The organism is Collinsella sp. AF11-11, from assembly GCF_003465485.1.
Lineage (GTDB): Bacteria > Actinomycetota > Coriobacteriia > Coriobacteriales > Coriobacteriaceae > Collinsella.
Genome location: NZ_QSAS01000010.1, coordinates 1 through 22,897, shown reverse-complemented (window position 1 = coordinate 22,897; position 22,897 = coordinate 1). Strand labels below are relative to the sequence as shown.

Annotated in this window: 20 protein-coding genes and 5 tRNA genes; 23 read left to right on the top strand and 2 right to left on the bottom strand. The window is 58.5% G+C overall.

Annotated elements, in window-relative coordinates; translation table 11 throughout:
• Window positions 1-10 precede the first annotated feature (10 nt).
• The 6 genes from rsmA to proC all read left to right on the top strand — a co-directional run bounded on the left by rsmA (window position 11) and on the right by proC (window position 4,267).
• Window positions 11-871, top strand: a complete 861-nt coding sequence (gene rsmA / locus DWV58_RS07045) for a 16S rRNA (adenine(1518)-N(6)/adenine(1519)-N(6))-dimethyltransferase RsmA (protein WP_117776647.1) — start codon at window positions 11-13, stop codon at window positions 869-871.
• A complete protein-coding gene (locus tag DWV58_RS07040) occupies window positions 861-1,778 on the top strand; it encodes a TatD family hydrolase (protein WP_117776646.1) in 918 nt (305 codons plus the stop codon). The genes rsmA and DWV58_RS07040 overlap by 11 nt, the downstream gene beginning before the upstream one ends.
• Before the next feature lie 43 nt (window positions 1,779-1,821).
• Window positions 1,822-1,908: transfer RNA gene (locus DWV58_RS07035), tRNA-Leu, on the top strand.
• 99 nt (window positions 1,909-2,007) lie between these two features.
• On the top strand, window positions 2,008-2,946 hold the full coding sequence (locus DWV58_RS07030) for an SPFH domain-containing protein (protein ID WP_055250521.1): 939 nt from the start codon (window positions 2,008-2,010) through the stop codon (window positions 2,944-2,946).
• Window positions 2,947-2,952: 6 nt separating this feature from the next.
• Window positions 2,953-3,423 (top strand): 23S rRNA (pseudouridine(1915)-N(3))-methyltransferase RlmH, encoded by a 471-nt coding sequence (rlmH, locus tag DWV58_RS07025; RefSeq protein ID WP_117637379.1) that lies wholly within the window; start codon window positions 2,953-2,955, stop codon window positions 3,421-3,423.
• A 73-nt stretch (window positions 3,424-3,496) separates the two neighbouring features.
• On the top strand, window positions 3,497-4,267 hold the full coding sequence (gene proC, locus DWV58_RS07020) for a pyrroline-5-carboxylate reductase (protein ID WP_117776645.1): 771 nt from the start codon (window positions 3,497-3,499) through the stop codon (window positions 4,265-4,267).
• Window positions 4,268-4,425: 158 nt separating this feature from the next.
• Here the strand turns inward: proC and DWV58_RS09945 are convergent, their stop codons facing one another.
• Entirely contained in the window at window positions 4,426-4,599 is a 174-nt protein-coding gene (locus tag DWV58_RS09945; protein WP_199586030.1) for a DUF6724 family protein, read from the bottom strand.
• A 111-nt stretch (window positions 4,600-4,710) separates the two neighbouring features.
• On the opposite strand from DWV58_RS09945, the gene serS reads away from it, so the two are divergent.
• The 7 genes from serS to DWV58_RS06985 all read left to right on the top strand — a co-directional run bounded on the left by serS (window position 4,711) and on the right by DWV58_RS06985 (window position 10,548).
• A complete protein-coding gene (gene serS, locus DWV58_RS07015; RefSeq protein WP_055285929.1) occupies window positions 4,711-5,994 on the top strand; it encodes a serine--tRNA ligase in 1,284 nt (427 codons plus the stop codon).
• Window positions 5,995-6,167: 173 nt separating this feature from the next.
• Window positions 6,168-6,545, top strand: coding sequence for a hypothetical protein (locus DWV58_RS07010; RefSeq protein WP_117645937.1), 378 nt, complete (start codon window positions 6,168-6,170; stop codon window positions 6,543-6,545).
• 77 nt (window positions 6,546-6,622) lie between these two features.
• Window positions 6,623-6,699 (top strand) — tRNA-Arg (locus tag DWV58_RS07005).
• A gap of 355 nt (window positions 6,700-7,054) precedes the next feature.
• A tRNA-Arg gene (locus DWV58_RS07000) sits at window positions 7,055-7,131 on the top strand.
• 348 nt (window positions 7,132-7,479) lie between these two features.
• Window positions 7,480-7,556, top strand: a tRNA-Arg gene (locus DWV58_RS06995).
• 367 nt (window positions 7,557-7,923) lie between these two features.
• Entirely contained in the window at window positions 7,924-10,365 is a 2,442-nt protein-coding gene (locus DWV58_RS06990; RefSeq protein WP_117776644.1) for a lipopolysaccharide assembly protein LapB, read from the top strand.
• A 92-nt stretch (window positions 10,366-10,457) separates the two neighbouring features.
• Window positions 10,458-10,548: transfer RNA gene (locus tag DWV58_RS06985), tRNA-Ser, on the top strand.
• Window positions 10,549-10,869: 321 nt separating this feature from the next.
• Here the strand turns inward: DWV58_RS06985 and DWV58_RS06980 are convergent.
• Window positions 10,870-12,210, bottom strand: a complete 1,341-nt coding sequence (locus DWV58_RS06980) for a D-alanyl-D-alanine carboxypeptidase family protein (protein WP_158564540.1) — start codon at window positions 12,208-12,210, stop codon at window positions 10,870-10,872.
• Window positions 12,211-12,407: 197 nt separating this feature from the next.
• Here DWV58_RS06980 and DWV58_RS06975 point away from each other — a divergent pair, with 197 nt between their 5' ends.
• The 10 genes from DWV58_RS06975 to htpG all read left to right on the top strand — a co-directional run bounded on the left by DWV58_RS06975 (window position 12,408) and on the right by htpG (window position 22,594).
• Window positions 12,408-13,103 (top strand): response regulator transcription factor, encoded by a 696-nt coding sequence (locus tag DWV58_RS06975; RefSeq protein ID WP_117628978.1) that lies wholly within the window; start codon window positions 12,408-12,410, stop codon window positions 13,101-13,103.
• A 25-nt stretch (window positions 13,104-13,128) separates the two neighbouring features.
• Window positions 13,129-14,367 carry a sensor histidine kinase KdpD gene (locus DWV58_RS06970; RefSeq protein ID WP_117776642.1) on the top strand — a complete coding sequence of 413 codons (1,239 nt, stop codon included), beginning with the start codon at window positions 13,129-13,131 and terminating at the stop codon, window positions 14,365-14,367.
• A 103-nt stretch (window positions 14,368-14,470) separates the two neighbouring features.
• A complete protein-coding gene (gene pstB / locus DWV58_RS06965; RefSeq protein ID WP_192934545.1) occupies window positions 14,471-15,346 on the top strand; it encodes a phosphate ABC transporter ATP-binding protein PstB in 876 nt (291 codons plus the stop codon).
• 64 nt (window positions 15,347-15,410) lie between these two features.
• Window positions 15,411-16,139 (top strand): response regulator transcription factor, encoded by a 729-nt coding sequence (locus tag DWV58_RS06960; RefSeq protein ID WP_089572665.1) that lies wholly within the window; start codon window positions 15,411-15,413, stop codon window positions 16,137-16,139.
• A 3-nt stretch (window positions 16,140-16,142) separates the two neighbouring features.
• Entirely contained in the window at window positions 16,143-17,567 is a 1,425-nt protein-coding gene (locus tag DWV58_RS06955; RefSeq protein ID WP_117776641.1) for a cell wall metabolism sensor histidine kinase WalK, read from the top strand.
• A 195-nt stretch (window positions 17,568-17,762) separates the two neighbouring features.
• Entirely contained in the window at window positions 17,763-18,419 is a 657-nt protein-coding gene (locus DWV58_RS06950) for a YveK family protein (protein ID WP_055250503.1), read from the top strand.
• Between the two features lie 2 nt (window positions 18,420-18,421).
• Window positions 18,422-19,159, top strand: a complete 738-nt coding sequence (locus DWV58_RS06945) for a CpsD/CapB family tyrosine-protein kinase (RefSeq protein WP_117776640.1) — start codon at window positions 18,422-18,424, stop codon at window positions 19,157-19,159.
• A 17-nt stretch (window positions 19,160-19,176) separates the two neighbouring features.
• Window positions 19,177-19,827: a tyrosine-protein phosphatase gene (locus DWV58_RS06940; RefSeq protein ID WP_117776639.1), complete on the top strand. Its 651-nt coding sequence runs from the start codon at window positions 19,177-19,179 to the stop codon at window positions 19,825-19,827.
• Window positions 19,828-19,866: 39 nt separating this feature from the next.
• Window positions 19,867-20,367, top strand: coding sequence for a GNAT family N-acetyltransferase (locus DWV58_RS06935; protein WP_117776638.1), 501 nt, complete (start codon window positions 19,867-19,869; stop codon window positions 20,365-20,367).
• 202 nt (window positions 20,368-20,569) lie between these two features.
• On the top strand, window positions 20,570-22,594 hold the full coding sequence (htpG, locus tag DWV58_RS06930) for a molecular chaperone HtpG (protein WP_117776637.1): 2,025 nt from the start codon (window positions 20,570-20,572) through the stop codon (window positions 22,592-22,594).
• The last annotated feature ends 303 nt before the right edge of the window (window positions 22,595-22,897 follow it).

Sequence of the window (22,897 nt, the reverse complement as noted above, 5' to 3'; positions counted from 1 at the left end):
GGAGGCAACTATGACAACTTCGCCTTTGGCAAACCCCACGGCAACAAGGGAGCTGCTGGAGGAGTTTGGCCTTGCGACCAAGCACCGCCTGGGCCAAAACTTCCTGATCGACAACCATGTGATCGAACGCATCTGTGAGCTCGCTGAGCTTGCAGGTGACGAGCGCGTACTCGAGGTGGGTCCGGGTTGCGGTACGTTGACACTTGCGTTGCTGCAGGAGGCGGCGTGCGTCACGTCGATCGAGGCAGATCCCGAGCTCGAGCCGGTGCTCGATGCTCACGCCGCCGACTATGCCAACTTCCGCTTTATCATGGGCGACGCGCTCAAGGTGACGCCGGAGCAGATTGAGCAGGCTGCGGGCGGTGAGCCGACGGTATTTGTCGCGAACTTGCCCTATAACGTGGCGGCGACGATCATTTTGCAATTTTTCCAGACGATGCCGGCGCTCAAGCGCGCCGTCGTCATGGTGCAAAAGGAGGTTGCCGATCGCATTGCCGCAGTGCCGGGCAACAAGACCTATGGCGGCTATACGGCAAAGCTCGGCCTGTATGCGCAGGTGACGGGTCGCTTTGAGGTGCCGCCGCGTTGCTTTATGCCGGCGCCGCACGTGGACTCGGCTGTCGTGCGTATCGACCGTGTTGACGGCGTGGTGCCCGAAGGGCTCGATCGCGAATTTGTGGCCCGCGTGATTGATGCTGCATTTGCCCAGCGTCGCAAGACCATCCGCAATTCCATGAGCGCCAACGGCTTTGCCAAGGACGTGCTCGATGCCGCCTTTGAGGCTTGCGGTATCGCACCCACCACGCGCGCCGAGACGCTCGGCGTCGCCGACTTTGTGTGCCTGGCTCGGGAGCTTTCCCATGACGCTTAATGCCGAACGCGTGACGTTTACCAAGAAAAAGAAGACGGTTGCTTGTCCCGTGCCCTTGGCACCGCTTGCCGACACACATGCGCATCTGCTTTCGTTCTGGGGCAAGGATGTGCCCGAGACAATCGTGCGTGCCAAGGCGGCAGGCATCGACCTGTTGGTGACGGTCTTCGACCCCATCGCCGACAAGCGCAGCGTGACGGACTATAGCGACTGGCTCGTGCGCGAAATTCTGCCGATGCAGGATATCCCGCAGATCAAGTATCTTGCCGGCGTGCATCCGTATGGCGCGCCGGACTATACCGACGACATTCACGCGCAGGTTGTTGCTGCGCTTGATGACCCTTTGTGTGCCGGTATTGGCGAAATCGGTCTGGACTACCACATGGATTACGACGACGACATCACGCCGGCGCCCCACAGCGTGCAGATTGATTGCATGGCGCGCCAGCTCGAGCTTGCCGTGTGTCGTAACGTGCCGGTGGAGCTGCATCTGCGTCACGAGGACATGGACCAGGAGCGTACCTCGCACGTGGACGCCTACAACGTGCTTCGTGAGGTGGGCGTGCCCCAGGCCGGTTGTGTGCTGCACTGTTTTGGCGAGGACCGCGCCACGATGGAGCGCTTTGTGGAGCTGGGCTGCTATATCGCCTATGGTGGTGCGGCCACCTTTAAGCGCAACGACGACGTGCGCGAGGCATTTGCGGCAACCCCACTCGATCGAATTTTGTTCGAGACGGATTGCCCGTATATGGCTCCGGAGCCCATCCGCGGTCTTGAATGCGAGCCCGCAATGATCTCCATTACGGCAAACGCGCTGGTTAACGACCGTGTCGATCGCACTGGTGAGGACGCCGAAACAATCGCGCATGCCGCTTGGGAAAATGCCTGCAAACTTTTTCAAAAATAGTTCTTGCGTTCGCGGTGGCGCTCCGTTATTCTAATTCCTGCACGCGGGCGTGGCGGAATTGGCAGACGCGTACGGTTCAGGTCCGTATGGGGGCAACCCCATGAAGGTTCAAGTCCTTTCGCCCGCACCATTAAATGAAAGAGCTCCCAGCAATGGGAGCTTTTTTGTTATGCACGATCTCCTTGGACGGGTATCCTAATGCCAACGTGTGCCTATCAGAGGAGAGACCATGCTGTTTTCCGGTATCATCGCCGCCCTTACCAGCCTTTTGATTCCCATCATCATTTTGTTGCTCCTGCTCCCCAACGCCTGTTATGTCGTTGAGCAGCAGCACGCCGTAATCATCGAGCGCTTGGGTAAGTTCAACCGTATCGTCAACGCGGGCTTCCACGTGAAGGTGCCCGTGATCGACCGCAAGGCCGCCACGGTGAGCCTGCGCACCATGAAAAACGGTTTTGGCATCGACGTTAAGACCCAGGACAACGTGACCATCGGTCTTGAGGTCTCCGCTCAGTACCACGTGAGCTACGACATGGGCGCCGGCCCGGCAGATTCGGGCATCTACAAGAGCTACTACATGCTGCAGGAGCCCGTCGACCAGATGCGCGACTTCATCACCGACGCCCTGCGCTCCTCCATCCCCGTCTACACACTCGATGAGGTCTTTGCCAAGAAGGATGACATCGCCAAGGATGTCAACGCTACCGTTTCTGAGCAGATGGCCGCCTACGGCTTCACCCTCGTGTCGACGCTCATCACCAAAATCGCACTGCCGACCGAGGTTGAGAACTCCATGAACGACATCAACGCTGCCCAGCGCAAGCGCGCTGCCGCGCAGGAGCTCGCCGAGGCCGACCGCATCAAGCGCGTCACCGAGGCGACCGCCGAGGCCGAGGCTATGGAAAAGGCGGGCGAGGGCATCGCCAACCAGCGCAAGGCCATCGCGCTGGGTATCAAAGATTCGCTCGAGATCATCCAAGAGACGGGTGTCGGCAATGACGAGGCCAACCAACTGTTCATGTTTACGCAGTGGTCCGAGATGATGACGGAGTTCGCTCGCACGGGTAAAACCTCGACGGTCGTGCTGCCGAGCGACTTTTCGCAGTCGGCCTCGATGTTCGAGCAGATGCTGGCCGCCGGCAAAGTTCAAAACGATTCGAAGGAGTAGACGCGCGTGAAATACACCGTCGTTTGCGTCGGTAAGCTCAAGGAGCGCTTTTGGAAGGACGCGTGCGCTGAGTACACCAAGCGCCTAGGTGCCTATGCCAAGGTGGATATCCGCGAGGTGGCCGATATCGACCCGGCTAAGGCGGGCGGCGTGGATGCCGCGCGCGACAAGGAGGGGGCGGCGATTCTTGCCGCCTTGCCATCTCGAGCGCATGTGATCCTGCTGGCTATCGAGGGCAAGGAGCGCTCGAGCGAGGAGTTTTCGGCGAGGCTCGACGATCTTATGCTGCGAGGCGGCAGCGACATTGCCTTTGTAATCGGCGGTTCGGACGGCGTGAGCGATGACGTGCGCGCACGAGCCGACGAGATGCTCAGCTTTGGACGCATTACCTTGCCGCATAACCTGGCGCGTGTGGTGCTGCTAGAGCAGATTTACCGTGCCTGTAAGATCAGTCGTGGCGAGCCGTATCACAAATAGGTCGGCAATACGAAACAATGGCGTGGGACAATACCTTTCGTTTTGAGGAATGTGTCTGAAAGGACTATGCGATATGAAGATTGGATTTGTCGGTTTTGGCAATATGGCGAGCGCTATGGCCGATGGCTGGATCGCTGCCGGTGTAGCTGCGAGCGACATGTGCGCCTGCGCGGGTCGCTACGACGCACTGGTTGAGCGCTGCGAGGCGCGCGGCATGGTCGCCTGCCACGATGCCGCCGAGGTTGTCGCCGCATCCGATATCGTGGTCGCTGCGGTCAAACCGTACATGATCGAGAAGGTATTCGCCCCGCTCAAGGATGCTTTTGCCAAAAAGGTCGTTCTGTCGGTTGCCTGGACCTGGGACAGTGCCAAGTGGGAGCAGGTCCTGCCGGGCGTCGCGCATATCTCGACGGTGCCCAACACGCCGGTTTCGGTGGGCGAGGGCGTCATCGCCTGCGAGAAGGCTTCGACGCTTAACGACGAGCAGCGTGCTGTGGTGCTCGACCTGCTCGGTAAGCTTGGCGCTGTCGTCGAGCTCGACACAAGCCTGCTGTTTGTGGGCGGCACGGTGGGTGGTTGCGCTCCGGCGTTTGTCGCCATGGCAATCGAGGCCCTGGGCGATGCGGCGGTCAAGCACGGTATCCCGCGTGCGGATGCTTATCGCATTGTGAGCCAGATGGTGCTGGGTACGGCAAAGCTGCAGCTTGCAACTGGCCAGCATCCTGCGGCGATGAAGGATGCCGTATGCTCGCCCGGTGGTGCCACCATCAAGGGCATCGTTGCGCTCGAGGACGCCGGCATGCGCAGCGCCCTGGTCAAGGCAATCGACGCAACCCTCCAGTAAAACCGACCAAAAAAGGGACAGGTTTATGTTGGCAGGTTTTTCCTGCGGTTTTGTCCTTTTAGCGAAAAGTGCCCCGCAACTGGCTCAATTCCAGTTGCGGGGCACTTGCGTTTGCCCAGATAAAACCGACCAAAATAAACCTGTCCCTTTTTGGCAGGTTAGTCCCAGAAGCTGTTTTCTTCGTCCTCGGACTTGGGGCCGCGGTCGACATACATCTTATGGGTGCGCTTCTCCATTACAAAGGCAATAATCGCAAACAGCAGGATGCCGCCGGCGAAAAGGATGGCAAAACCGGTGCGGGTGCCAAACAAAAAGGAAAAAACTGCGTCCATTGGGTGCCTTCTTGCGTAGTTGAGTTGGGTCGTAAACGCTCATAAGTATATACTTGCCCATACATGTACAAGGTTGCAACCTAAATGGAATGTATATCGCCGGAGGATCTAATGCTTGATATCAAGTTTGTTCGCGAGAACCCCGATGCCATCGATGTCGCCATGGCTAACCGCCAGACGTCTTGGGATCGAGAGAAGTTCTTTGAGCTCGACGACGAGCGTCGTGCCGTCATCACCGAGGTTGAGGAACTTCAAGCCACGCGCAATGCCGAGTCCAAGAAGATCGGCGCCCTGATGAAGGAGGGCAAGAAGGACGAGGCCGAGGCCGCCAAGGAGGCCGTGCGCGCCGTCAACGAGAAGATTGACGGTCTGGCCGAGCGCCGCACCGCCCTCGAGCAGGAGCAGTACGACTTCATGGCTCACCTGCCCAACATTCCTTGCGAGGCCACGCCGTACGGCAAGGACGAGGACGAGAACATCGAGCGCCGTCGTTGGGGCACCCCGCGCGAGTTCGACTTCGACTTTAAGCCGCACTGGGATCTGGGCACCGACCTCGACATCCTTGACTTCGAGCGCGGCAACAAGCTCTCCGGCAGCCGCTTCACCGTTCTCGGTGGCGCCGGCGCCCGTCTTGAGCGCGCCCTCATCAACTTCTTCCTCGATACGCACACCAGCCGTGGTTTTAAGGAGTGGTGGCCGCCCATCGTCGTCAAGCGTCAGACCATGTTCGGCACGGGCCAGCTGCCCAAGTTCGAGGACGACGCCTATCACGTCTCGGGCGACAACTTCCTGATCCCCACCGCCGAGGTCGTGCTCACCAACCTGCACGCCGGTGAGGTCCTCGACGCCGACACCCTGCCGCGCCGCTACACCGCCTTCACCCCCTGCTTCCGCGAGGAGGCCGGTTCCGCCGGTCGCGATACCCGTGGCATCATCCGTCAGCACGAGTTCGACAAGGTCGAGATGGTCAAGTTCGCTAAGCCGGAGGAGTCCGACGAGGAGCTCGAGAGCATGACCGCCGAGGCCGAGTACCTGCTGCAGCAGCTGGGCCTTCCGTATCGCGTGATTAGCCTGTGCACCGGCGACTTGGGCTTCTCTGCCCGTCAGACCTACGACATCGAGGTCTGGCTGCCGAGCTACAACGCCTACAAGGAGATCAGCTCCTGCTCCAACTGCGGTGACTTCCAGGCCCGTCGCGCCAACATCAAGTATCGCGACCCCGAGAACTTCAAGGGTTCGCGCTACCTGCACACCCTTAACGGTTCCGGCCTGCCGGCTGGCCGTACCATGGCCGCCATTTTGGAGAACTACCAGAACGCCGACGGCACCATCACGATCCCCGAGGTCCTGCGTCCCTACATGGGCGGCCTCGAGAAGATCGAGCCGGTCGCGTAACTTGGCTGCATAGGCGATATGCAAGGGCGCTCCTTCGGGGGCGCCCTATTTCGTGCGCAGGTCCATACCATGCCGTGCGGACAGCTCAATAGAAAACACACGAACAACTGTTCTGTATACAGCCATCTACCTGCTATGCTTTTGCTAAATAAGAGCGAGAGAAAGGGGACGCGATGGAGCTGTTTGATGATCGGGTGGTTTTGTTTGAGAGCGACGAGGGCGGGGAGTACCTGCTTGTGACGTGTGAGCCGTCTGGCATGGGTGGCCTGGTGGTTCGACAGACGAGCGAGGGGCCGTTGACGCAATGGTGCTACGAGGAGTCGCCTCATGTGGTTGAGACGTTTGTGGCGCACGAGGGGCTTGTGGCCCTAGAGCATTTCTATGGGGTCCAGACATCTAATCAGGTTGCTCGCATGTTGAGCATCTCGTTTGCCGATTATGATTGTGCCCAGCGGGTGAGATCGCTCCTGAGGGAACTTGATGCTAAGTTTGACGTGATCGAAAAGCCAATCGATCGTACGGGGAATGGCGGTATATGCGGAGCAGCATGACAGGACTGCGTTCCACAAAAAAGTCTGAAATTGTGCTTGACTCCAATAAGCTAAAGTGGTTTTATATGTCTTGCGCTGCGGCGTTACCTCAGCTGGATAGAGGGTCTGACTACGAATCAGAACGTCATAGGTTCGAATCCTATACGCCGCACCAATTGAAATTGAAAGCCTCCGGCAACGGGGGCTTTTCTTTTAGGCGGACGCCGCATGGATTCGAACCTCGGTCGAGGCGCGGGCGTCAAGAAAACGCGGAGCGTTTTTAGCCCGCGGGCGAGTCCGCCGGCAGGCGGGCGAAGCCGGTGCGGATCCGCGAAGCGGATGCGCGGAATCCTATACGCCGCACCAATTGAAATTGAAAGCCTCCGGCAACGGGGGCTTTTCTTTTATGGCAACACCGCATGGATTCGAACCTCGGTCGAGGCACGAACAACTTAATTATCACTCCGTAAAATTTTTTCTAATTGTCGCTTGACCCATCGGGGGCTCGCGTGCATAATAATCCGTGCGTTGCGGCGTTACCTCAGCTGGATAGAGGGTCTGACTACGAATCAGAACGTCATAGGTTCGAATCCTATACGCCGCACCAACTGAACTTTAAAGCCTCCGGTAACGGAGGCTTTTCCTTTACGGGGGCATTGCGGAGATTCGAACCTCGTTCGAGGCGCGAGCGTCAAGAAAACGCGGAGCGTTTTTAGCGAGCGGACGAGTCCGCCGGCAGGCGGGCGAAGCCGGTGCGGATCCGCGCAGCGGATGCGCGGAATCCTATACGCCGCACCAATTGACTTTAAAGCTCCCGGCAACGGGGGCTTTTCTTATATCGCGATGTATAGAAGATCGTGCCAAGCCCTCAAATGAGTAAAAATCAAATTCAATAACTTTTTTTGAAAAAATGCTTGACCATTATTCAGTCTATGTGCATAATAATCAACAAGTCGCGGCGTTACCTCAGCTGGATAGAGGGTCTGACTACGAATCAGAACGTCATAGGTTCGAATCCTATACGCCGCACCAATTGAAGTTGAAAGCCTCCGGCAACGGGGGCTTTTCTTTTAAGGAAACCGAGCAAGGATTCGAATCTCGGTCGAGGCGCGAGCGTCAAGAAAACGCGGAGCGTTTTCAGCGAGCGGGCGAGGACGCCGGCAGGCGGCCGAAGCCGGGGCGGATCCGCGCAAGCGGATGCGCGGAATCCTATACGCCGCACCATTTGAGATTGAAAGCCTCCGGCAACGGGGGCTTTTCTTTTGCACCGCGCTCGACTGGAATCGCGTGCTTCTGCCCAAGGGACCTATTTCTCACTAGGTCGTGTAAGATTCCGAGTAGGTATCGCGGCCCATCCGCGGCCACTCCTTCTCCAAACTACCGATCAGGGTGATATTTCGTGGCAGAGCGTCCGACATACAAGCTCAGGTTTCTCGATCCCAAGAAGCGCTTTCCGGCGATGCCCGAGCAGCCAGCGGGACGCTCGTATGGCGTGGTCTGGAAACTCTTTGGCGAGGATCAGCATGAATCTTGTTATGTCGTCGAATTCGTTGGCAAAAGTCGTGTGTCGCTTTTGGGCTACGTAAGCGTTTCGGGTGAGGTGTACAAGGTGGACCGTCCCGTTAGCGAGGCTCCGCTGCCCAACGATCCCGACATGGAACTGGTCCTTGACGAGTCGGATTCCAGTATTGGTGAGATTATGGTAAGGGAAGCCAACGGTGCAATGCACGCGTGCGCACAAACTTCTGGCTCTCCCGAAGGCCCCATGCGCGAGCAGTCCGACCGCGCGACATGGAATTCGACCCGCGCCCTTCCTTACGGCGAGTTCATGGCCTCGATGTTCTTGCGCTACGTGATATTTGCCAACTCCGAAAGCGCTATTGCGAACACGGCGGGCGTCGACGGTCTCGATGCGGACATGCAAAACGTTGTCGACAAGATCAAGCTCGTAAAGTTACCCGAGCCGGTCGAGGTGTTTTTGGGCTTTAACACGGCACCGCTCCCCGATGCTATCGAGACGCTGCTTTACCGCGTTGACCATGCCGAGAATCCGAGCGGTATCGAGCGTTATGCCGCCGCCCTTATGAGCGAGGTCGACTTGCCCCATCTACGCACCATTGCCGCCAAGTCCGAAATGAGCCTAGCGCGCATCGACCGGTCAAAGCTGTTCTATCTCAATTTTGATCGCAGCTTGCTGGACCAGGACGAGATTGACATGCTGCTTGCCATCGAGTGTCGTCTCAACCGCCTCTCCGGCATCCTTGAGCGCATCGGGGCCGGATTGGTCCCCGCGGCATCCTCGCCGAGCCTTGAGGGCTGCGCGCTCTTTGATGCGTGGCATATCGCCAAGACGACCAACGATGTTCCCCGACTGCTCGATACGGCCTCAAGCGATAACCCGTGGGGCAAACCGGGGACGGTGGCGTGTCAGCCGGGCGGTGAGTGGGACGTGCGCACCCGCTTCGCGCGTATTGTCGAGGCACTTAACGTGGTCACGCGGCTCGACTATACCTATCGGGCAAACGTTGCCGAGGGGATCATGCTCGTTCGGTTTGGGCAGTCTGTCGTTGATGCTATGCCACAACGTGAATACGACGCTCAAGATGACGCCTGGCGCGAGTTGGACGAGGACACGCGCGCGATCTGGGCTGCGGAGCACGATGCGCGCGTGGCGCTCACGCTTGCGGCAGCGTGTTTTGCCGCGGGCACCTGCATCACGCGCTGCTATGTGCAGATTGCTGCTCCCGACAGTGAGCAGGGCGAGTGCGTTGTCGCAACGTATTTCTTTGGGCGCGCGGCCTATCTGGCCGATTGCGTGCCTGTCGCCAAGGATCTTGAGAGCATGGACATGGACGATATGCCGTGCAAGCGTGTGCTTGAGGCATATGAGTCAACCGCTCCGGAGACGATTGAACCTGCGGAGGTTCATGCTCGTCCGCGTGATGACCATCGCATGCTGCCGCCGGCGCTGCGCGATCTACTGCTTGCCGATACGGCTGACGAGCTGGAGGTCATGGAAGAGGACGACGACCCATACGTGGCCCGTGTTGTTGAATTGCGCGAGCAGGCAAAAGTCGACCGTACAGGTGCTTTTGAAGGCTTTTCCCGTCTTGTTGAGGAGTTGGAGGCTAAGTGCGCCGTCGCCGAGCTTTTGGCGACAGGTCCGGTTCAAACGCAGTTTTGCGATAACCAGCTGGTGCGCATGGTGCTACCGGTGTTGGAAGAAGACCGCTCTGTGCGAATCCTTCGTGCGCCCGATGCGCTGTACTTTGCCCAGCACGAGATCTGCAGCTTTTACGCCGAGCAAGAGGACTTTGAACGAGCGCTGCCCGAGGTGCGCCATCTTTACGATCTGGCGCGCTCGTCCATGCAGTCGCACTTTGCGCTCATCAACGTGCTTGCGCGTCTGGAGCGCTTTGACGAGATTATCGAGGTGGCGCGCCACGGCCTACGTATTGCCAGCGATCGTTCTGCAATCGGCTACCTGTTCTATCGCTTGGCGTTTGCCTATTGGAATTGCGATCAGCTCGACCTGGCGCTGGCTTGTTACCGTCTGGTGCCGCGCGGCGAGGAGTCGGGCAGCAGCGCGCTGGAAGAAATGCAGGGTCTTATGAACGAGATGGGCGTCAGCGAGCCTCCGACGTTCGAGGAAGCGGTCGAGACCATCCGCAAGGCTGGACTCGAGCTGCCGCCGGTGTCCGCCGTGACGAATCAGCTTGCCGATGCCGCTGTGCAACTGGTCGACAACGGCTTCTTTTTCCTGGCACGCGGTTGCATCTTCCAAATGTGGCGCACCATGGGCAACGACGAGCTCGGCTCTCTCAACCGCTCGCTGGGGTAGGCGAAGCTTTCAAGGAGGAAAGGCTGCTAGGCAATTAGAAAATTTCCTCTTGCTCATCCTTGGCTGTTTGGTTACTATAGAACGGCTGTTACGGAGAGCTGACCGAGAGGCCGAAGGTGCTCGCCTGCTAAGCGAGTATGCCCCAAAAGGGCATCTGGGGTTCGAATCCCCAGCTCTCCGCCAGTACGAATTTGAAGAAGGGTCCCATTTGGGGCCCTTTTTATTATCAAGAATGGCGGCTGGGGATTCGAACCCGAGAGGGCACGGGCGTTAAGCAAACGCGAAAGCGTTTGTAGCCCGTGGGCGAAAAGCCGCCAGGCTTTGAAGCCGGAGGGCATGCGCAGCATGCCCGGACATCCCCAGCTCTCCGCCAGTACGAATTTGAAGAAGGGTCCCATTTGGGGCCCTTTTTATTATCAAGAATGGCGGCTGGGGATTCGAACCCTCAAAAAAGGAGGCATCCTTTCGGACGCCTCCTTTCAGCGAGTGTATTGTTCTTCGACCTTACACCTCGGGCGCCTTGGCGACGGTCTCGCTCTCGGCTGTGAGTGGGCGGTTGTCGATACGACGGCCCAAGCGATCGAGTTTCACGAGTAGCCACTCAATGGGATTCGGCCCCGAGCCTTCCTCGTCGGCAACCAAATCCATGACGGCGATCTTGGTGCCGTCCTGCTTGAGTGTAATGCTGCCCACCTTGTCGCCCACATGCACCGTGCCCGAAAGATCGTCGTAGCTAACCTTTTCGGTCACCTCGCCGGCAAGGGAAAACACGGTCGCTTGCGCCGTGGGATCGGCGAGTGTGGCGTCGATCGTCTTATCCGTCCAGTCGGTTTGGCCAATGCGCGCCATAAGTGGGTTGCCGTTGGCGGTCTTTTCCTGCGTGTTGGCAATCGCGACCGTCACCTTGTGACCGTAGTACCAATTGGCAAGGGTTGCGGTATTGGTAAAGCGCTGGTCGGTGGTGGTGGAGTTCAAAACGACGGTGTAGACCTCGTCGCCATCGCGGTTGTAGGCACCCGTAAAGCAATAGCCTGCATCGTCGGTAGTGCCGGTCTTGCCACCGATGTTGCCATCTTGGCCCAGCAAATAGTTATGCGTGTCCATGGAATGCGAATGGTCGGTGCCGTCGGCGCCCGTGACCTCGATCCAGGAATCCTCGCTCGCTACGACCTCGCGGATCGTGTCGTTTTTCATGGCCTCCTGCATCATCAGCGCTACGTCGTGTGCGGTTGAGTGCATATCGCCAGCCCACTCATCAAAGTCCAGACCATGCGGGTTTTCAAAAAGCGTACCGGTGCAGCCGAGCTTCTTAGCGCGCTCGTTCATGGCCTTCACAAATGTGGCCTCGGCGTCTTTGGTCTTAGGGTCGATCTTCTTGCCCACATATTCGGCGAGCACGATGGCGGCGTCGTTGCCCGAGGGAATCATCAGGCCGCGCAGTGCCTGCTCCACGGTAAGCTCGTCGCCTTCGAGCAAGCCGGCGGTCGAATTACCCACGGTGGCCGCGGTGTTGCTTACCGTGACCTTCTCGTCCATCTTGCAATTCTCGACGGTTAGGATTGCGGTCATGACCTTGGTGATCGAGGCGATTTTGACCTGCTCATCGGCGCCGCGCCCATAGTAGACGGTGCCGTCTTTGCCCATGACGAGGGCATTGGTCGCATCGATATCGGGCAGGTTTTCGGCCGTGATGCCGCGCGCATCGGCGGTTTTGCCGCAAACATTGTCGGTCGTGAGCACTTGGGCGCCGGCGACGGTGGGCACGCCAGCGGCAAGGGCGATAGCGCAGACAAAGCCGGCGGCAAGCTGGGCTGAGCGCTTTGCAAAAGAGATGAGGGACTTCACAGATTTCGCTTTCGACGGGATGGTCTCTTCTGGAACTAGAGTATATCGTTTGCCGGTGTCGGCGATCATCGCGTGCGTGCGTGGCCCACATCCGCGCCCGAACGGGCACAAGGGTGCTTAAGGCCGACTTAATCACCCACGCTTGTTGTGTGTGGCATGCGCCCCCTCGGGCATAATGGAGCGCGAGAGGAGCACGCATGAACGAGCGCATTTTGGTAGTTGATGACGAAAAGGCCATCGCCGACTTGGTTGGTATCTACCTTACAAAAGAAGGCTTTGACGTACAGGTCGCCTATAGCGGGGCCGATGCTGCCAAGGCAATCTTGGAGCAGGAGTTCGATCTGGCGCTGCTGGATGTCATGCTGCCCGATATCGATGGCTTTGAGCTGCTACGTACGATCCGTTCCAGCCATACCTATCCCGTGATCATGCTGACGGCGCGCGATGCCCAGCAAGACAAGATCGAGGGCCTTTCGCTTGGCGCGGACGATTATGTGGTCAAGCCGTTCCGTCCGCTTGAGCTCATCGCACGCGTGCACGCTCAGCTTCGTCGCTACACCAGCTACGGTAGCCGCGCGCAGGCGGCCGAGTCGCCGACCATCCAGCTCGACGGCCTTGAGATCAACCGCGATGCTCGTTCCGTGACAGTGGACGGTTCACCGGTTCGCCTCACGCCCATCGAGTATTCCATCTTGCTGTATCTGGTCGAGCATCGCGGCAGCGTGGTAGCCGTGGAGGATCTGTTCCGCGCGGTGTGGAACGAGGATTTTATGCCCGGCTCCAACAATACGGTGATGGTGCACATTCGCCACCTGCGCGAAAAGATTGGCGACGACGCTCAAAAGCCGCGCTTTATCAAAAACGTCTGGGGCGTCGGCTACATAATCGAATAGCGCCTTTGATGGTGGGGAAGTGGATATGACAAAAGACGATAGGCAGGCATTCGAGGTGCCCGATCGACTCTTTGAATACGTACGGGCAGTCGTCGACAACCGCGCGCTTGCGACGGTGCTGCTCTTTTTGCTGAGCCTGCTGCTGATTGGCATCGACAACATCGCCGGAGTCTTAGCGGTGCTGCTTGTCGGCTTTTTGCTGATCGATCGATTCGAAATCGTGCGCCGTTGCGTGGTGATTGGCGGTGCCGCGTGGGCCATGACGTTGGCGATTGGCGCCATGGCGCTCGGCGGCATCGAAGGGCCAGTGCTGTTCGATGCCGGCTTTGTATTCAACATGCTTGGCTTTGTGCTGGCGCTTGCCGTGTGCGTGCTGTTCTTTTGCGGCCGCGCCCTGTACTACCATGGCTACGAGCAGGGCGAGCAGCATGCCGATTGTGTGCTGGCCGCTCGTATTCAAGATCGCCTGATCGATCACCCCGACACCTGGGATAACATCGACGGCGACTTCTTGGAGGTCGAGGGCGCCCTTAACCGCGTGCGTGACCGTGAGCGCAAGGTGCAGCAAGCTCTGCGTGACGAGTCGCATCGCAAGGACGATTTGGTCACGTACTTGGCACATGACCTACGCACCCCGCTTGCCAGTGTGGTGGGCTATCTTTCGCTGCTGCAAGAGGCTCCTGAGCTGCCGGTTGAGCAACGTGCGCGCTTTACGGGCGTGGCACTCGACAAGGCGCACCGGCTCGATGCGCTCATCGAGGAGTTCTTCGATATCACGCGCTTTGACTTCCACGATATCGTGCTCACGCGCGGCTATGTTGATCTGGGGTTGCTGCTGGCTCAGGTGGCTGACGAGTTCTATCCCATCCTCAACGAGCAGCATAAGGAAGCCCAAGTTGATATTCGCGAGGACCTGACGGTGCTCGTGGATGGCGACAAGATGGCCCGCGTGTTCAACAACATCATGAAAAACGCCGTCGCCTATAGCTACGAGGGCTCGACCATCACGATTGAGGCCAGGCGCCAAGACGATGGTGGCGTGCGCGTGCGCTTTATCAATCAGGGCGATCCTATCCCTGCGGCTAAGCTCAAGGTAATCTTTGAGAAGTTCTATCGCCTGGATGCGGCGCGTGCGACCAATCGCGGTGGTGCCGGTCTGGGCCTTGCTATTGCCAAGGAGATCATCGCGGCACACGGCGGTACCGTTGCATGTGAATCGACGCCCGAACACACGATATTCACCATCGAGCTGCCCGCCGCATAGCCAGCGTGCCCTTACAAACACTTGACAATGTGCTCACGTGCGTATGAGCCGCGATTCCTACTATCGATACTGCTGAATTGATATCGATATGGAGGTATGCGGTATGACGGCTGCTGCGGCTGTGGAGCCCACGGAGCTTGAAGAACTCATGGAAGCGCAGGCCGAGGCCGCGCATGAGCGCGAGGTTGGGGATGCGACTCGCCCCACGGCAGAGGATCTTGCCGCCTCGCCGACGCGCATCGATGTCGAGGGCCTCGACCTGTTCTATGGCGATCACCATGCGCTCAAGGACGTGAATATCAAGATCCGCGACAAGCAGATCACTTCGTTCATCGGGCCTTCGGGCTGCGGAAAGTCCACGTTGCTGCGCTGCTTTAACCGCATGAACGACGGCATCAAGGATTGCCGCATCGAGGGCAAGATTGCGCTCGATGGTCAAGATATCCTGGGCGATTGCGACATCTGCCGTTTGCGCCAGCGCGTGGGCATGGTGTTCCAACGCCCCAACCCATTTCCCATGAGCATCTACGACAACGTCGCCTACGGTCCTCGCGGTATGGGTGTGCGCGACCGCGCCGTGCTCGATGAGCTGGTCGAGGACTCCCTGCGTCGCGCTGCCCTGTGGGACGAGGTCAAGGACAAGCTCAAAGAGTCAGGCCTGGGTCTTTCGGGTGGACAGCAGCAGCGCCTGTGCATCGCCCGCGCACTTGCCGTGCAGCCCGACATTCTGCTGATGGACGAGCCGACCTCGGCACTCGACCCTGTGTCGACGTTGGTGGTGGAGCAGCTGGCCTGCGAGCTCAAGGAGACCTGCACGCTGGTGGTCGTGACGCACAACATGCAGCAGGCCGCGCGTATTTCCGATTCGGTTGCGTTCTTTTTGCTGGGTGAGCTGGTGGAGCACGCGCCCACCGCGCAACTCTTCAAGAATCCGTCCGATCCGCGCACCGCGGATTATTTGACGGGGCGTTTTGGCTGACGCTGTCTTTTACAGGTGCCTTTAGGGTTAAGATGCGGTCATATCGGCCGCAAAGGGGTTCAACATGATCTATTACGTCGAGGACGATGACAACATCAGGGATTTGACAGTCTACGCGCTGCGCAAGCAGGGAATCGAGGCCGAGGGCTTTTCGTGTGATGGCGAGTTTAAAGCTGCCGTGGCACGACGGGTGCCCGATGCTGTGCTGCTCGATATCATGCTGCCCGACACCGATGGCTTGGCGATTATGCGTCGCCTGCGTGCCGATCGCCTGACGGCGACGGTGCCCATCATGATGCTTACCGCCAAGGACACCGAACTCGACAAGGTGATGGCGCTCGATGGCGGTGCCGACGATTACCTGACTAAGCCGTTTTCGCTCATGGAGCTTGCGAGCCGCTGCCGCGCACTGCTGCGTCGCGGCGGCATGGTCAAGCAGGCGAGCGATGTGCTCAGCGTGGGCGACATCGTGCTCTCGCCCAGCCATCGCGAGGTGACCGTTGCCGGCGAGCCGCTTAAGCTCACCCTGCGCGAGTTCGACCTGCTCGAGTACCTCATGCGCAAGCCCGGCGTGGTCTTTACCCGCGAGTCGTTGCTGCAGAGCGTGTGGGGCTGGGACTTCGACGGCGGTTCGCGCACCGTTGACGTGCACGTGCAGACGCTTCGCCAAAAACTGGGCGAGCATGCCAGCGCCATCGAGACCGTGCGCGGCGTGGGTTATCGCCTGGCCGAGCCTTCTGCCGGTGATGGTGCCGAAGGCGACGACACCGCGGCCACCGCATCGGAGGAGTAACCCGTGGTCTTCGCCCCCCAGGGAAAACATACGCTGTCGCACCGCGTTTTTGTGACGATCTTTGTCTGCGCCATGGCGGTTATCGTGGCGTTTACGGTGCTGGGTGCGTTCTTTGTGCAAAACACTTTGGCGGATGCCACGAGTGCCAATCTGGCGCAGGAAACTGAGCTCATTGCTGCCGCCCTCGACGAGCAGCAGGAGCCCATTCCGTTCTTGCGAAGCCTCGATCGCGAGGATCTTCGTATCACGCTGATCAATAAGGACGGATCTGTTGCCTACGACAACGAGGCGTCGCCTTCCACACTGCCCAACCATGGCGATCGCCCCGAGGTCATCGAGGCCTTTGAGAGTGGTTTGGGTTCCGCGGAGCGCGCAAGCTCTACACTCGACGAGATTATGCTGTATCGCGCCGTCACCCTTGATAACGGCCAGGTCGTTCGCTTGGCGCAGGCCCAGCCTGGCGTTGCGGCGATTTTGCTGTCGATGCTGGCGCCGATGCTGCTTATCGCAGCAGCGGGTGCAGTACTCTCGTTTTTTATGGCGCGCCGTGAGTCCCGTGCCATCATCGCGCCGTTGCAAGAGGTGGATTTGGATCACCCACGCCGTAGCTATGAGCACGCCTATGCCGAGATGGTCCCCATGCTTGAGCGTATCGAGTCGCAGCGCCAGGAACTCAAGCGCCAAATGGCGGTGCTAGCGGACAACGACCGTATGCGCCGTGAGTTCACGGCGAATATCACCCATGAGCTCAAGACGCCGCTTACGGCGATTTCGGGCTATGCCGAGCTCATCGCAAACGGCATGGTCGAGGGCGAGGACGACCTGCGCAACTTTGGCGGTCGCATCTATCGCGAGGCGGGCCGCTTGGCAGCGCTTGTCAACGACATCCTTACGCTGTCTAACTTGGACGAGGCCGAACGTGCAACTGAAGGCGAGGCGGTGCCCATTGGGTCCACGGAACCTATTGAGCTCTCGCGTGCGATCTACGCGGTTGAGCAGCGTCTTGAACAGGTCGCCCGTCAAGCGAATGTGACGATAAGTCATGAGACCAAGCCTGTGGTCATCGAAGGCGTGTCGCGCTTGATCGACGAGCTCATCTATAATCTGGCAAGCAACGCCATCCGCTACAATCGACCCGGCGGTACGGTTACGTTGCAGTGCGGCACCAACGACGAAGGCCATCCGTTTCTCGCTGTCGCCGACACGGGAATCGGTATCGCGCCTGAAGAACAAGGCAAGGTATTTGAGCGGTTCTATCGCGTGGACAAGAGTAGGTCCAAGGCACGCGGCGGAACCGGCCTGGGGCTTGCCATTGTCAAGCATGCGGCCCTGTATCATCACGCCACGCTCGATCTGTCGAGTGAGTTGGGCGTGGGAACCACCATTACGGTGACGTTTCCCATACAGCAGGACGAGCCATTCGCATAGCGATACAACATAGATATTGATGTAGACGCCGCATTTGACTTTCGGGTGCGGCGTTGTTGTGCAATTTTACGATTGCTTCCGACATTTTTACAGGAGAGCCTGTTTCTTATGTATAGAGTTTGGTCTCGGTAAAAAGATGCGATAACATACGGACAGTTTTGTCAATCCGAACTGGGGAAATGAAAGGCAAGCTGCATGACCCTTCTCGAACTGTTCCAGCTGCTGAAGAAGCACCTCAAGCTGGTCATCACCCTTCCGGTGGTCTGCGCGATCGCCATGGGCATCGTGTCCTTCGTTGCGATGGACAACACCTATACCGCGACGACGAGCATGTACATTCTCGCCAAGACCGACGATAGCGGTCAGATGAGCTACAACGATCTCTCGGCGAGCCAGATGCTTTCCAACGATATCGCCACGCTGCTGGATAGCGATAGCGTTAAGAGCGGCGCCGCCAAAGAACTGGGCCTCACCGATCTGGATGACTACAAGGTGTCTGTTTCCTCCGAGACCACCACGCGTGTCATTACGCTTTCGGTTACCGGCACCGATGCCAAGGAGACGGCTGAGGTCGCAAAGGCCATTGCCAGCTCGGTGAGTACGGTCGCTCAGAACGTCGGCGCTGCCCAGAGCATCAACGTTATCGACGAGGCTAAGACCCCCGAAGCCCCCAGCGGCCCCAAGCGCACGCTGTATATTGCCGTCGCGTTCCTCGCCGGTATCTTTATCGCAGTTGCCTATGTCGTTTTGGCAGACATGCTCAATACCCGCATCCGCGGTGCCGAAGAGGCAGAAGAGCTCCTGGGTATTCCCGTTGTTGGCCGAATTCCGGCTATGAAAGGTGGTAAATAGGCATGGCTAAGGCAAAGAACACCGATAAGCTCGTTGTGCAGAATGCCGCCAAGACCCTTCTGGCCAACATCCGCTTTGCGAGCGTGGACGACCCCATTCGCACCATCACCGTTACCTCCTCGATTCCCAACGAGGGCAAGTCTACGGTTTCCATTAATCTTGCTCAGGCAATCGCTACGAGCGGCAAGAGTGTCCTGCTGGTCGAGGCTGATATGCGTCGCAGGTCCCTTGCCGATATGCTCGGCGTCCGCTCCCGCGGCGGACTCTATGCAGTCCTGTCCGAGCAGGTTTCTATCGACCAGGCGATTGTCGAGACAGGTCAGAAGAATTTCTACTTCCTCGATGCCGAGCCGCATATTCCCAATCCTGCCGACATCATCGTCTCTCATCGCTTTGCCAAGCTGGTCAAGGCACTGTCTGCCAAGTTCCAGTACGTCATCTTCGATGCTCCTCCGGTCGGCACCTTCATCGATGCTGCCGAGATTGCCAGCCTGACCGACGGCGCGCTGTTCGTGGTGCGCGAGGACTTTACCAAGCGCGAAGAGGCGCTCAACGCTATCGCCCAGCTTAAGAAGTCCGAGAAGGTCAAGCTCATCGGTACCGTCATGAATTACTGTGAGACCGAGACTAGCGAGTACTACTATTCTTACTACACCAAGGACGGTAAGAAGGTTAAGAAGGGCTCCGACGATCAGGGCACTTCCAAAAAGGGCATCTTCACCAGCCGAGCAAACGTTTAGTTGATTAAGGCTGACCTATGCGTGACATTCATTGCCATATCTTGCCGGGTGTAGACGACGGCGCCGCCGATCTCGAAGAGAGCTTGGCGATGCTCGAGGCTGCCAAGCGGGCCGGTGTAACCAGAATCGTTTGCACTCCTCACTGCCGTGATCCCTATTTTGATTACGACAAGATGTGGGATGCCTTTGAGCTGCTGCGCGATAACGCTGACGGTTTTCCGCTCCAGATGGGCTTCGAGGTCAACCATCGAAAGCTCGTTGAGCTTGGTATCGATGCCGCGGATCACTTGCATTTCGATGGGACCAACGAGTTTCTGCTCGAGCTTTCGACGCATGCCGATGCGTATGCGTTTAGAGAGTACGAGAACACGATTTACGATTTGCAGTGCCGTGGCTACCAGGTGATCATCGCTCATCCTGAGCGCTGTCGTGCGGTTCAAAAGGATGTAAGCGTGGCGGAGCGCCTGGTCGATATGGGCTGCAAGCTGCAGGCTTCGGCGGACTTTATTGCCGGCGGTCGCTTTGGTCGCGAGAAAAAGCCGGCACAGCGCCTGTTCGATCAGAACCTGTACAGCTTCATCGCGAGCGATGCCCATAACGTGGGTCATTACGACTGTCTGGCGAAGGCTCGCGCGAAGTTTAGCGTGCGCGGAGCTCATTTTCGCTAAAATCTGTCCCTAACGTTCGCGTTGAATGAAAGGGCAGCTATGGATATCCAACTTAAGACGGGATGCTTTGACGACGCGGCGTTGGTGCGCCGCGTCGTTTTTATGGACGAGCAGGGCTACGAGAATGAGTTCGACGCTATCGACGAGGATCCGAACTGCATTCATGTGACACTCTATGTAGACGGCGAGCTTGCCGGCTGCTCGCGCGTGTTTCCCGAGGAACTGGAGTACGCGGCAGATGCCGAAGCCCCAGTTTTGCCGGCGTGCGACTTGGACGAAGGCGTCGCGGCGGGGGAGACCTACATTATGGGGCGCGTGGCCGTGCTGCCGAGCATGCGCCGTCGCGGTTTGGCGAGCAAGATTGTCGAGGCCAGTGATACGTGCGCGCGTGATGCCGGCGCCAAGCTCATTAAGCTGCATGCGCAGGAATACGTGCTACCACTCTATGCCAAGGCGGGTTACACGCAGATTGCCCCGGTGGACTACGAAGACGAGGGCCAGCCCCATGTTTGGATGGCCAAGCGCGTAGATGGCAGATAGGGACGTTCCTTTCCTGCCGGCAGTCGGGGACACTCCTTGGCAATTGGCGCATCAGAGCGTTTGGACATACAGTTTTTCGATTCCGTATGTATATATGCGCGCTAATGGGTTATAAAATCTAAGTCTGAACATAGCAGGTCTGCAATGCGGCTCGGGCAACCGGGCCGTTTTTGCGGACGGGGGTAGCGCGAAAGGACTGCACATGCGTCAATTTAAGACCGAGAGCAAAAAACTGCTCGACCTCATGATCAACTCCATCTACACCAATAAGGAAATCTTCCTGCGCGAGCTTATCTCTAACGCGAGCGACGCCGTCGACAAGCTCAACTTTAAGAGCCTGCAGGACCCGAGTGTCAAGCTCGACCAGGGCGACCTGGCTATTCGCGTCTCTTTTGATAAAGACGCCCGCACCATTACCATCTCGGATAACGGCATTGGCATGACCGCCGAGGAGCTCGAGCGCAATCTGGGCACCATCGCCCATTCCGGCTCCGAGGAGTTTAAGACCGAGAACGCCGAGCAACAGGGCTCCGATGTCGACATCATCGGCCAGTTTGGCGTGGGCTTCTACTCTGCCTTTATGGTTGCCAGCCACGTAAAGGTTGTCAGCCGCGCCTATGGCGAGGACACCGCTCACGTGTGGGAGTCTGATGGTCTTGAGGGTTACACCATCGAAGACGGCGAGCGCGCCGAGCACGGCACCGATGTCATCCTGACGCTGCGCGAGAACGAGAAGCTCGACGCCGACGGCGAGGCCGAGACCTACGATCGCTTCCTGACCGAGTGGGGCCTCAAGAGCCTGATTCGGCAGTACAGCAACTATGTGCGTTACCCGATCCAGATGATGGTGAGCAAGAGCCGCCAGAAACCCAAGCCCGAGGACGCCGGCGACGACTACAAGCCCGAGTACGAGGACTACCAGGAGCTCGAGACCATCAACTCCATGACGCCGATTTGGAAAAAGCGCAGCTCCGACGTTGAGCAGAAGGATTACAACGAGTTCTACAAGTCCACGTTCCACGACTTTGACGATCCCGCGCGCACTATCAGCTTCCATGCCGAGGGTACGCTTGAGTACGATGCGCTGCTGTTTGTGCCGGGCCGCGCGCCGTTCGATCTGTACAGCAAGGACTACGAGAAGGGCCTGGCGCTCTACAGCTCCAACGTTCTGATTATGGAGAAGTGCGACGACCTGCTGCCCGACTACTACAACTTTGTCCGCGGCGTCGTGGATTCTGCCGACGTGTCGCTCAACATCTCGCGTGAGACGCTGCAGCAGAACCGTCAGCTCAAGGCCATCGCCAAGCGCGTGGAGAAGAAGATTACCGCCGATCTTGAGGATATGCGCGACAACGACCGCGAGGCCTATGAGAAGTTCTTTGAGAACTTTGGCCGCGGCCTTAAGTACGGCATCTACTCGAGCTATGGCATGAAGGCCGATGAGCTCGCCGACCTGCTACTGTTCTGGTCTGCCAAGGAGCAGAAGATGATTACCCTGGCCGAGTATGCCAAGGGCATGCCCGAGGATCAGAAGGCCATCTACTACGCCGCCGGCGACTCGCGTGAGCGCTTGGCCAAGATGCCCGTGGTAAAGGGCGTGCTCGAGCGCGGCTATGACGTGCTGTTGCTGACGCAGGATGTGGATGAGTTCACGTTCCAGGCTATGCGTGAGTACGTTGCCGCCGATATGCCTAAGATCTATGAAGACGACGCCGCCCGCGAGGCTGCCGAGAAGGCCGTTGCCGACGGTGCCGAGCCCGAGGTCGAGGATCGTCACCTGGAGCTCAAGAACGTCGCGACTGGCGATCTTGATCTGGCGACCGAGGACGAGAAGAAGGAGGCCGAGGACGCCACCAAGGAAAACGAGGACCTCTTTAACGCCATGAAGGAGGCGCTCGGCGACAAGGTCGAGAAGGTCGCCGTCTCTGCGCGTCTGACTGACGCTCCCGCCTGCATCACCACCGAGGGTCCGCTTTCGCTCGAGATGGAGAAGGTGCTCCAGAAGGGGCCCGAGGGCGCGCCCGACGGCATGCCCAAGAGCCAGCGCGTGCTCGAGCTCAACGCCAAACACCCGGTCTTTGACAAGCTTGTCGCTGCCCAGAAGGCAGGCGACGCCGATAAGATCAAGCAGTACTCCGGCTTGCTCTACGATCAGGCCCTGCTGGTCGAGGGCATCCTCCCCGAGGACCCCGTAGCCTTCGCGGCGGCTGTCTGCGAGCTGATGTAACTAGGGTGTTACGCGGTTCTACGAACCGCGTAACCACTCGACGCTGCGCCTTTGGTTCCGCCGTTCTAACGAACGGCGGACCGGTCGACGCTGCGCGGGCGCCAGAGTGACAACTTGTCATTCAAAGAGGACGGCATGACCAGAAGGTCTATGCCGTCCTCTTTTCATGCCAATTTGTTCGCTCTGGTGACCGCTCGCTGGCATTACCAAAACATCGACGGTCCAATAATGATCCCTTGGGGACGGAGAAAAAGTGGTCGTTGGGTGTTCCTATAGTTTTGTCAACCTTCGACGCTACTCCCG